Below are 10,328 nucleotides of genomic sequence, written 5' to 3'. Positions count from 1 at the left end.
TCGACGGGCTCGCCGGCGCCGGAGACCGCCGCGCCGTCGACCTCCAACGACGCGACGAATAGCTGAGGTGCCCGACGCCTGTGGGCTGCTCGCCGCCGACTCCACATTGGCTCCGAGTTCGTGGAGAACGGCAACTCTTCGCGATCCGCCAGGGAATAATGTGACAGCCTCTCAGGTTGTCGTATAGCTCGTTCGTCTTGGCTTGGCGCCCTTTTGTGGTGCCCCGGGGCGGCTGTAGGCTTCGCCGGTCGCGAGGACTCGTCCCACGTCGTGACGGGCGGCACGGCTGCGGTTTTTCGCGCGCCTTTGGCATGAGGTCTGACTGAGCCTTTTTCATCCTGACCTGGATGTGTTGGCCGGTAAGGGTTGCATGCCAGAGATCGGTTGACCGTCCGCGTGTCGGTCCCCGGAACGAGGCGAAGCCCCTGGTAGGACGGTGATCGACCAAGATCCATATCCTACGCAAGGGCTTCAGATGCTGTTCTACCGTGCCGCGCCGCCGTTGTCACATCAGACCCTGACCTTCGTGTCCGACCTCATCCGCGCCCACCGCCAGCAGATGGGCTCGGTATGGCGCACGCTCAACCCGGGACAGCAGGCGTTGCTGGTGCTGGTGTACCTGCGCAAGGGCGAGCCGTTCGCCGAGGTCGGCGCCGGGTTCGACGTCTCGACCACGACGTGCTGGCGGTATGTCAACGAGACCGTCGAGTTGCTCGCCGAGTAGGCCCCGAAGCTGCGGGCTGCGCTGCGGAAGGCGAAGCGGCGGGGCATGGCCTACGTGATCATCGATGGCACGCTGATCCCGATCGATCGTGTCGCCGTGGACCGGCCCTTCTACTCGGGCAAGCATCGCAGGCACGGGGTGAACCTGCAGGTCATCGCCTCGCCGGACGGCACGATCCTGTGGGTGTCCGGCCAGTTGCCGGGCAGCACGCATGACACCGCCGCCGCCCGGATCTGGAACATCCTGGCCGCGCTACGCGACGCCAGCCTGATCGCGTTGGGCGACAAGGGCTATCACGGCTACGACGAGACTGGCCGCCGTCTACGCCACCGTTTCTATACGCCCTTCGGCGTGAGGTCTTACCCAACGTCCGACATGGCGGCTATGCGCGTGGGCGTATCTCTCGGGTTTCTATACGCCCTTCGGCGTGAGGTCTTACCCAACCCTATACGGCTTGGCGGGGCTCTGAGCAGCGACGATACAGCGGCGTTACACGCGAGGCCGCATCGGGAGCCTCGGGTGATCGTTTTCTCATGGCGGCAGGCGCATTGCGGCTGTTCCCGGCCTCGCACACGAGAACCGCTGTCGATCTTCACGACACCCTCCCCAATCGGAGTAAGCATCAGAGTGCCACCCAGTACGGCTTGTCCAGTTCCCGGTCCGCGTTGGCCGATCGCAGCAAGCCTAGACCGGCAGCCAGCGTACGCCGGCAGGATATACGCCGCATCCGTCACCGGTTCGATCATGGACGTCAGCGTGAGGCCTTGCCCAACTCCTAGCCTTCATCGCCGCCTGGATCTGGATCAAGCGACTTTTTCTGTATACCCTTCGACGTGAGGTCTTACCAAATTCCACCCGACAGTCGAAACCGTCGCCGCGTGACCTATGGTTTCTATACGCCCTTTGGCGTGAGGTCCGACCCAACCTGACGATGACCTACCTTCGGTTCAAGAACGAAGTGTTTCTATACACCCTTCGGCGTAAGGTCTGCCCCAACCAGCTCAGGATCTGCCAGTACCCTGACGCGCCACAGTTTCTATACACCCTTCGACATGAAGTCTGACCTAACGACGTGGTGGCCTTCGGCCTCGGCGACGACGGCAAGTTGTTTCTATACACCCTTCGGTGTGAGGACTGACTGAGCTCATACACCTGACCAGCGTCGGGGACCGCCACGTCAAGTTTCCATACGCCCTTCGGCGTGAGGTCTGACCTAACGCGCAAGCAACTGCCGAAAGACTTGCGTAAGCAGATCGTTTCTATACGCCCTTCGGCGTGAGGTCGGACCTAACCGGGTCTTTGGCGACTTCGGCAAGAAGATCAGCGCCATGGTTTCTATACGCCCTTCGGCGTAAGGTCGAACCTAACCGGCACTACTGTTCCCGCCGGACCACAACTCCAACCGACACGTTTCTATACGCCCTTCGGCGTAAGGTCTGACCTAACTCGATCTGTAACTGTCCCTACGACTCCCTGCTCCAGTTTCTATACGCCCTTCGGCGTGAGGTCTGACCTAACCCGTCCTGCTTTGCCTGGCGCTCGTCGTGACGATGGGGTTTCTATACGCCCTTCGGCGTGAGGTCTAACCTAACTCGAATTCAATCGTCTCATGGACATTATTCGTGGGACCTAGTTTCTATACGCCCTTCGGCGTGAGGTCTGACCTAACCCCTACATAGTTTGATGGGCTCTGGCCGGGGACGATACAGCGGCGTCGCACGCGAGGCTGCATCGGGAGCCTCGGGTGATCGTTTTCTCATGGCGGCATGCGCATTGCGGCTGACCCCGGCCTCGCACGCGAGAACCGCTGTCGATCTTCACGACACCCTCCCCAAATGGAGTAAGCATCAGAGCGCCGCCCAGTACGGTTTGTCCGGTTCCCGGTCCGCCTGGCCGATCGCGACAAGCCTGGACCAACAGGTACCGCACGCCGGCAGGATATGCACCGCATCCGTCGCCGGTTCGACCATCGCGGTGAGCCGGGCGATCACCTCAATGAGGTCTTCAGGCGCCAGCGAACAGACAAACACGCTGCGCTGAATACGGTCACCCCATTGCTGCAGGTAGGCGGCGACCCGCGCGCGGATGCCATCCGCGGAGATGTCGTAACACACCAACACCGTCAACGCCATGACAACCCCACCAAGCCCGGCCCGACACCGTCGACCCACGCCGCCAGTACCTGTGCCTGCCGATACAGGTGACGACGCAAGCTCCCCGCGAAGCCCGGCAACGCCCCGCGCGTCACTGTCAGCATCCGCCGCTCGTAGCCATCCAGCAGCGCCTCCCGACCGGCCCTGGTCAGCAGGACCCCGCCACGCTCCTCGTCGCGGTGGCCATGCTGCGGCCCCAACCGGTTGCGGCGCACGAGTTCCAGCACGACCTGATCGACCACCAACGGCCGGAACTCCTCCATCAGATCCAACGCCAGGCTCGGACGGCCATCCTGCTCGGTGTGTAAGAACCCCACCGATGAGTCCATGCCGGCGGCGGCAAGAGCGGTTACAGCCTCGGACAGCAACACCGCATAGCCGAACGACAACGCGCTGTTGACCACGGCCAACGGCGGCCGCCGGTTACGCCCCGAGAAACCGAGCTCCGGCACGATCGCCGCCCATGCCTGGAAGTACGCGCGTGCGGCAGCTCCTTCCAGGCCCATCACCTCAGCACGTGACATGGCCTGCGGCGCCATCGCCGCATAGCCGCGCATCGCCGCCACCGCCTCGGAGAGCTCCCTCGCCTGTTCCCGCCGAGTCAGCCGTTGCAGCAGCACCGCCTGCTTGCGGATCTTGATGTCCACGATCGAGCGGGCCAGCGGGAGATGACGTTCCGGGTCGTCGGCACAGGCGAGTTGCCGGCGCAGGCGTTCCACCCTGCCGAGGTGACCGGACACCGTCTGACCGAGGTAACGACCCCGCTGCGAGCAGAACACCAATTCCACCCCGCCCGACAGCGCCCAGTTGCGCAGCCCGGAGCTGACGCCTACCGCGCCGGAACAGACGATCCTGGCCACATGCCCCGCGGGCACGTCGAGGACCTCGGCGTCCTGGTGCTCGACAACCACCCGTCCTTGCTCGATCCGCGCCCGGCTGCCTTGGATCCCCGCATACAGCGTCCGCTGTTCGGGCACCTCAATCCGCAGTTCCACCACGGGCGGGTACCGGGGGCCGAAGTCCTCACCCAGAAAGCAGAAGCCGCCGTCGAAGGACATGATCTCCGTCTTGTCCGCACCGAGTGTCATGCCGATCTCCTTCGCCGCCGCTGACGCGACCCGCGCCGCCTCCCACGCCTCGCGTTCGCTCGACGCCAGCACCGCAATGTCATCGGCGTACCGAACTAGTGGAAAACCGGCGTGCCGCATTCGGTCGTCGAAGTCCTCCAGCACCAGGTTCGCCAGCAGCGGCGACAACGACGAACCCTGCGGAAGTCCGTGCGCAGGCCGAAGTGTCTGCTCCCCCGGACGGCGTGCGGCACGCGCCAGCAACAGATCCAGCACGCCGAGCAGGTCCCCGTCACTGGTCAGCACTTCCAGCAGTCGCCGCACGCGCCGCAGGTCCACACTGGGAAAGCAGTCATGCAGATCCGTGCGCAGCACCCAACCGAAACCCTCATCCCGGAGCCGGGCGAGCGCCTGCACGGCGTCGACAACGCCCAATCCCGGCCGGAAACCGAAACTAGCCGGACCCAGCAACGGATCAAGGCGCGGGCTCAACACGGACAGCAGCGCCCGCTCCACCACCCGATCACGCACTGCGGGCACTCGGAGCACCCGTTGGCCGCCGTCCTCGGTCACCATCACCAACTCGGTCAGCACACCCGGCAGATACATGCCGCCGGCGAGTTGTTCGGCCAGCCCAGCCAGCCGCTGGTCGGCCTCATCACCGAATGTCCGCACTCCGGCGGACAACTGATCGTCCTCGGCGTCCTTGGCACGCACCTGTTCCCACGCCTGCGCGAGGGAACGCCGGTCGAAAGCCAAGGCGAACAACTCACCCATCGCACGCCGCCGGAGCCCCCGGCACAGGCAGTCGTACTCCGCCGAACCCGCGCGTGGTGTAAGCGCCAACCCCGCAGAACTGGGCCAGTCGAACCAGCGCGTTGACACCGGTGGGGTCGAAGCCGGGGGCGTCCGCCACGAAACGCACCTGTCCCTGGAAACCGCCTACCGACACCGTCACCGGGCCACGTTTGCCTGCCGCGTCTGGGCGGTCGTGCAGCACCACCCGCTCAACCGGGCTACTGCCCTCGATGCTGGCGACCACGACCGGATCGGTGCTGAGGTCAACACTCACGTCACCGACGTGCGGCGCCGCGAACGTCCGCCAAGACGTGCGCAGGCTGCCGAGCACGGCGCTGGGCGACGGCCAGGGCAGGAACCTGTTGCCACGGCGGAACGTGACCGGGCTGACGAACCGCACCGTCCATTCGGTGAGCTTGGGGCCGGCTAGCAGGCCCGCCCAGTCGCAACCACTCACCTGCTCGACACCCGCTAGCGGCAGCAGGCCGCGTAGCCGGTCGGTGCCGGCGATCAATCGGTCTGCGAGCGCGTCGTCCAGCAAGCCGATATCGACGGCGAGCCCGCTTGGCCCCCGGTGCGCGGTCCACGACCACGCCTTGCGAGCCGCGTGGTGGTCGTCGTCGAGGCATCGGGCAAGAGCCCCGTGCACCATCCGGCGTTCCGGCATGTCGTTGCCGGTCAGCCGCCACCGCCACACGCTCGGCATCGCTCAGCCCTGCCGAAAATAGTTGTCGGGGAGCCGCGGATAGCCGTCGAACCAGCCGTCCCAGGCGGCCTCCATCGTTTCTCGATCCGGCAGTGTGAGGTCCTTGCTTGGTCCCCCGCTCTGAACGTCCAGGCGCAAGGTGACGCCGTCAGGCAACAGCTCGGCCCAGAAGCAGTGCGACACGACTGCCCACCCCCTGTCCGTTTTGACGGGGAGCAGCCACATCGGCGATGCCCGCCGGAGCGGGGCAACGCCAGACCGTGGTTCGACGACGGCTTTGTACTCCACGCCATCGTTGTGTCTGGCGGCCAGGAAGTACCCGACCGGCAAGCCGAGGGCGGCCAGCGGGAATCTGCCATCTGCGTGACGAATAGTTGGCTGCCACTCGTCGGTTTGCGAGGAGTCCTCGATGGTTCGGTAGTCACGCCACTTTTCGCCGGCGAACGCCATGGCGTCCTTCCAGCCTCTCTGGGAGCCGCCGAGAATCCGGCCCCGCCACGAGTCCAGGTGCAGGGTGGGGAACGTGGCCAAGGGCGCGTCTGCCGGTCGATCAGCAGGCATCTGTGGCAGACCGATGTGCTGCGGGTTCTGCAGCTCTCGCGGGTAGACCTGATCGAGGAGTGACTGCCATGCCGCTGTGGTGCGGGGTGGCGTGAACATCCTGTCTATCCAGGACGACGGGAGCGGACCGTCGACACCGTCACAGACGAGTCTGCCGAAGCCGCGGCGAGTTCGGGCGCCGAGTCCGCCGTAGGTGAGCCAGGCCCACATCGCCATCAGAAAACGTCGATTGGCGATGTCGTCTGCGCTGAGCCGAACATCGAGGTTGACCGGCTTTCCGACATCCACGTAGGGCCGGGTCAATCCTGACAACCTGGGGTCTTTGTCCCGGACGTAGAGGCCCTGGCCGAGGAGGTACTTGACGTGGTTGGACCGCGCCCATTCCGGGGTGGTGTTTCGTCCGGTCGCTTCTGGACAGCCACTGACTCGCAGTGCGATCGGGGACGGGGTGGTGGTGCTGCCGAAGACGGCTTCCTCCGCCGTCCACAGATCCTCAGCGGCTGTGATGCCGTGGCCGGCGGCGACCGCACGGAACCAGTAGCGCAGCACGCCACGGATCGATGGCACCCGGATCGGGCTGTCCCCGGTCTCCGACTTCGGGTCGTCGCCGCTGAACAGTGGCGTCATGGTGCGCAGGTGGAAAGTGACCCAGCGGGAGGTCATGACGGTCCTCCTCGGACTCGACGGATTCGGCCCAACGGAGCCGTCACGGGTCGGTCGTCCCACAGGATCTGGGCAGCCAAGCCGACCGCGAGGCAGAACCCGGTCATCAACACCAGCACGCCGAGGACGGGTGGTGCTTGCGCACCAGGTGGCAGGTTCAGCGCGGCCAGGCAGTGGTCGTTGAGCGGTCGGCTGGCGGTGACGGGTTTGGTCCACCACGCTGCCAGACATTCGCCGTGCTCGCCCATGGCTGGGACCACAAACCCGAGGGAGGTGACGCTGAGCAGGATCGAGGTGAGCACGCCGAACAGGGTCAGTGTCGCGCCGTGTCCGACAGCGGCCCGGCGGGTGGCGCCGTGCAGGCGTCGTTCGATGACCAGGTACAGGTAGGACAACGCGATCAAGCCGGCGCCGATGAGCCAGCCGTCGGGCGACAGCCACCAGCGGGAGGTCAAGGCAAGCAGGACGATCTGCCCGGCGGCCACGGCGGCGGGCACGCGCAGCAGGGCCAGGGAGTCCAGTCGCGGCGGCAGCAGCGGCGCGCCGAGGATCGGGACGGCGAGGGCTGTGAGGGCGAGGATCCGCGCCGGGGCGCCGCCGGCGGTGAGTAGGACGACGGTGTCGGCGATGCCGGCCGCGGGCAGGACGGCGGCCAGCAGCACTCCCAGCCCGAGTGGTCTGCTTTGCAGGCGCGCGGCGAGCGCGAGGTTGCCGGCGGGAAGGGCGTGGATCTCGGCGAGATCGGCGGCGACCCGTCGTTGTTCGGCGCGAGCCGCCCGCTGGCTGGTGCCGGTGGCGGACAGGTCCAGCGGGCGGCTGGAGCATGCCGGGTCGCGCAACGCGATCCACAGCACGTCGTGGGCGATGCGGGTGTCTGCCTGGTGGTGCAGTCCCGCAAGCCAGGGATCGTCTTCCCACGCGGTGAGGAATTCCAGCCACTGCTGGCGGGCTGCACGCGCTCGATCGCGGACCTCGTCGCGGTCCACCGTGATCTGGGCGGTTCCGGTGGTCTCGGGTGACCACGTGACGTGCCCGGGGCAGGCGTGGCGTTCCACGTCGGGGTCCAGCCGCGGCAGGAAGCTCCAGACCAGGAACTGGAAGCGTGCGGCCTGTGAGGCCAGTTCGCGTGGAATCCCGGGTCCCTGGTCGAGCCACACCGCGAACCGCAGCAGTGGCGTCAGCCGCACCCGGACCGGGAGGTGGTCGGCGCCCACGAGAAGCCGGTCCGGGTGCTGCAGCGCGGCGCGCACATCGGCGGTGCGCATCCGTTCCGGCCGCTGCGGCGGCTCGATCCGGTCCGCGTCGGCACCATCACTGGCGCGGTCGTCGCCGGTGCGCCTGAGGATGCGCAGCAGGGCGGCGAAGGCCGCGGCGGCGGTGTCGTCCAGGGGTGTGCTCATAGCACGCCGAGGGTGATCTGGCCGGCGGCGGTGAGGCTGCGATGGTCTCCGTCGGCGGCAATGAACTGGCCAAGCAGGTCACCATCCCAGGTGGAGTCGAGCCGATCTCTGGTGATCACCGGTTCGGCGGCCAGGGCGCGCAGGGTGTCCCACTGTGTCGGAGGCAGGCTGCCGATAGGGATCCACACGATGCCGTCGGGCAGTGCGGTGCTGTCCTGGTGCAGCACGAATGCCCGGACAGTGTCGAGAGACAGGCTGCGGCCGGGTTCGGCCAATGCGGTGTTGATCGCGGTCGCCATGATCAGCAGGTGTGGGGTGAGGAGCTTGTAGCCGCCGTTGAGGTGGATGAGGATGCGGCGGTCCTCGCCGCGTTCGCAGGCCCGGCGCAGGTGACGGCCGATCGTGCCCAGCGCGTGCCAGGTGCTGGGGGCGGGTTGCCCGCTGGCGAGGTTGAGGCCGGGCAGCCGGCACAGGTGCAGCTCGCCCGGCTGCAACACGGGCTGGTCCCCGGGGGTGTCGGCGTAGTGGGCTCGGAATCCGAGGCCGGCGTAGCGGGCGGCGACCAGAGTGGCGGCTTTCAGTCCGTCATCGGTGTCGGAGGCCAGCAGCAGCAGCGTGTCGCGCTGGGTGGACAGCGGCGCCTGTCGTGTGGCGGCGTCGGTGGAGGTCCACTCGGCGGCCAGCGTGCCGCAGGCGACATGCAGGGCGGCCAGGGTGTCCGGGCCCAGCAGGTGGGCCAGGTCGAGGGTGGCGTCGGCGCCGGTGGCCTCGCGGATCACGGCACGCACCGGTGGCGGTGTGGGCTGCTCGGGGGTGGGTGCGGCGGCGAGGGTGCCGGTGGGATTGTGCAGACGGCCTTTCGGCAGGTGGGCCAGCACGGAGGTGCCGACCGGGACAACATGCAGGGTCCGGGTCATCATGGGGCTCCTGCGTCGACGCTGTGGACGGTGCAGTAGCCGTAGCCGGCGGCGGTCTTGCCGCCGAGGCCGCGGTCATCGGCTCCGGACGTGATCCAGTCGATCATGAGGTGGACGTCGTCGGGTGGGCCGATCAGCCAGGAGCGGAAGGTGGTGTCCTGCACGGCGAGGAAGTGCACCGGGATGGGTTGGTGGTATTCGGCGGGCGCGGGCGGCGGTCCCTCGCGGCGCGTGTTCTGGAAGTACTGGTAGTAGGTCGCGACGTGCGGGGTGAGTACGTCGACGACCAGGCGCGGTGGGGTCAGGGGCAGGGCGTCGGTGATGGTGACGGTGCCGCGCTGGGCGGACTCGTTGGTGTCGGCGGTGCCGGTCGGTTCGTCGGGGCGGGGACGGGGCGCGCCGCACACTCGGATGAGCTCGGTGCGCTTAGCACTGCGGGCGGCGAGGCCTTTGAGGCTGGATCCGGGAATGATCGGCACGCCGTAGGTCGGGGACATGCTCAGGCCCGTTTCGTGGACGGTGTCCTCGCCGTGGCCGACGACCAGGCGCCACAGTGGGCTGAGGTCGATGCCGATCGCGACACGCGGGGCCTCGGTGGTGTGGCGGGCGGCCAGCGCGCGGGCGGCGGCGGCGCGGCGCTGCTGCAGCGCGATCAAGTGGGCGTCCGGAACAGCGGCCGCGGCCTGCCGGACGAGGGTGAGATCGCCGAGGCGGCCGCGCTGGTCGGCCTCGGCCTGGTCGGGAGTCCAGGGTAGATATTAGCACTAAACCCGCGCCGCCGGCTCCGCTGTGTCCGTTTCTGGTGCCGGTGCGGACATCGGGGAAGGGGCGGTGCGTAGGTCCTCCAACAGCTCGACCTGCCCGGACAGCACGCCGGTCAGGATCGCGCGGGCCACCGCCAGCAGCTCGGCCACCCTGGGGCTGGTCAGGGAGTAGAAGACGTTCGAGCCTTCTTTGCGGGTGGCCACCAGGCCGGCCCGTCGCAGTACCGCCAGCTGCTGGGACAGGTTGGCCGCCTCGATGCCCACCTTGGGCAGCATCTCGGCCACGGCGTGCTCGCGTTGGCTGAGCAGTTCCAGCACCCTGATCCGCGCCGGGTGTCCCAAGGTCTTGAAGAATTCGGCCTTGAGCTGATAGAGCGGCCTACTCATGCCAGCCCCTCGCGGGAGCCGATGTCCATCGTCGTCATGTCGTCGATCCTTCCTCGTCCGCCCTCGGCACGAGGACCGACCACATGCTTCCGCAGGACTCAACAATTGCAGACCTTAGCAAGTCTTCAGGACGCATGGTAACCGGACACCGGACTGAGCTCGGCACCCACGTGCTGTTTGCAAGACTG

8 protein-coding genes, 1 pseudogene and 1 CRISPR repeat array are annotated in these 10,328 nt (G+C 67.2%); of the genes and pseudogenes, 1 reads left to right on the top strand and 8 read right to left on the bottom strand.

What is annotated here, in order from left to right; genetic code table 11:
- Window positions 1-475: 475 nt before the first annotated feature.
- Window positions 476-1,129 (top strand): annotated as a pseudogene (locus tag KUTG_RS52510) (transposase family protein); the annotation flags it as partial.
- Between the two features lie 408 nt (window positions 1,130-1,537).
- A CRISPR array of direct repeats spans window positions 1,538-2,385; the repeat unit is 28 nt; unit sequence GTTTCTATACGCCCTTCGGCGTGAGGTC.
- A 186-nt stretch (window positions 2,386-2,571) separates the two neighbouring features.
- On the opposite strand, the gene cas2 reads toward KUTG_RS52510, so the two are convergent.
- From cas2 to KUTG_RS52470, 8 genes are all read right to left on the bottom strand, one after another.
- Window positions 2,572-2,856 (bottom strand): CRISPR-associated endonuclease Cas2, encoded by a 285-nt coding sequence (gene cas2, locus KUTG_RS52505; RefSeq protein ID WP_043727727.1) that lies wholly within the window; start codon window positions 2,854-2,856, stop codon window positions 2,572-2,574.
- Window positions 2,847-4,703, bottom strand: a complete 1,857-nt coding sequence (cas1, locus tag KUTG_RS55185) for a CRISPR-associated endonuclease Cas1 (RefSeq protein WP_198047695.1) — start codon at window positions 4,701-4,703, stop codon at window positions 2,847-2,849. The genes cas2 and cas1 overlap by 10 nt, the downstream gene beginning before the upstream one ends.
- 10 nt (window positions 4,704-4,713) lie before the next feature.
- On the bottom strand, window positions 4,714-5,448 hold the full coding sequence (cas6, locus tag KUTG_RS52495; RefSeq protein ID WP_043727725.1) for a CRISPR system precrRNA processing endoribonuclease RAMP protein Cas6: 735 nt from the start codon (window positions 5,446-5,448) through the stop codon (window positions 4,714-4,716).
- Between the two features lie 3 nt (window positions 5,449-5,451).
- Entirely contained in the window at window positions 5,452-6,672 is a 1,221-nt protein-coding gene (cmr1, locus tag KUTG_RS62860) for a type III-B CRISPR module RAMP protein Cmr1 (protein ID WP_043727722.1), read from the bottom strand.
- Complete coding sequence (locus KUTG_RS62855; protein WP_043727720.1) at window positions 6,669-8,072, bottom strand: hypothetical protein; 1,404 nt, start codon at window positions 8,070-8,072, stop codon at window positions 6,669-6,671. Before KUTG_RS62855 ends, cmr1 begins: the two co-directional genes overlap by 4 nt.
- The gene (locus KUTG_RS52480; RefSeq protein ID WP_043727717.1) at window positions 8,069-8,989 is read right to left on the bottom strand and encodes a hypothetical protein; all 921 of its coding nucleotides are present in this window, start codon (window positions 8,987-8,989) and stop codon (window positions 8,069-8,071) included. Before KUTG_RS52480 ends, KUTG_RS62855 begins: the two co-directional genes overlap by 4 nt.
- Entirely contained in the window at window positions 8,989-9,645 is a 657-nt protein-coding gene (gene cmr6 / locus KUTG_RS55180; RefSeq protein ID WP_052396492.1) for a type III-B CRISPR module RAMP protein Cmr6, read from the bottom strand. Before cmr6 ends, KUTG_RS52480 begins: the two co-directional genes overlap by 1 nt.
- Window positions 9,646-9,753: 108 nt before the next feature.
- Window positions 9,754-10,140: an ArsR/SmtB family transcription factor gene (locus KUTG_RS52470; RefSeq protein ID WP_043727714.1), complete on the bottom strand. Its 387-nt coding sequence runs from the start codon at window positions 10,138-10,140 to the stop codon at window positions 9,754-9,756.
- Between the last annotated feature and the right edge of the window lie 188 nt (window positions 10,141-10,328).

Origin of the sequence: Kutzneria sp. 744, from assembly GCF_000568255.1 — a bacterium.
In the GTDB taxonomy this organism is placed as follows: Bacteria; Actinomycetota; Actinomycetes; order Mycobacteriales; family Pseudonocardiaceae; genus Kutzneria.
Note: the sequence above shows the minus strand (reverse complement) of the source record. Positions and strands in the feature narration are given on the sequence as shown.

Coding starts and splice junctions, on each gene's coding strand:
- cas2 (WP_043727727.1), bottom strand. CDS start 2,856: ATGGCGTTGACGGTGTTGGTGTGTTACGACATCTCCGCGGATGGCATC.
- cas6 (WP_043727725.1), bottom strand. CDS start 5,448: ATGCCGAGCGTGTGGCGGTGGCGGCTGACCGGCAACGACATGCCGGAA.
- cmr1 (WP_043727722.1), bottom strand. CDS start 6,672: ATGACCTCCCGCTGGGTCACTTTCCACCTGCGCACCATGACGCCACTG.
- KUTG_RS62855 (WP_043727720.1), bottom strand. CDS start 8,072: ATGAGCACACCCCTGGACGACACCGCCGCCGCGGCCTTCGCCGCCCTG.
- KUTG_RS52480 (WP_043727717.1), bottom strand. CDS start 8,989: ATGACCCGGACCCTGCATGTTGTCCCGGTCGGCACCTCCGTGCTGGCC.
- KUTG_RS52470 (WP_043727714.1), bottom strand. CDS start 10,140: ATGAGTAGGCCGCTCTATCAGCTCAAGGCCGAATTCTTCAAGACCTTG.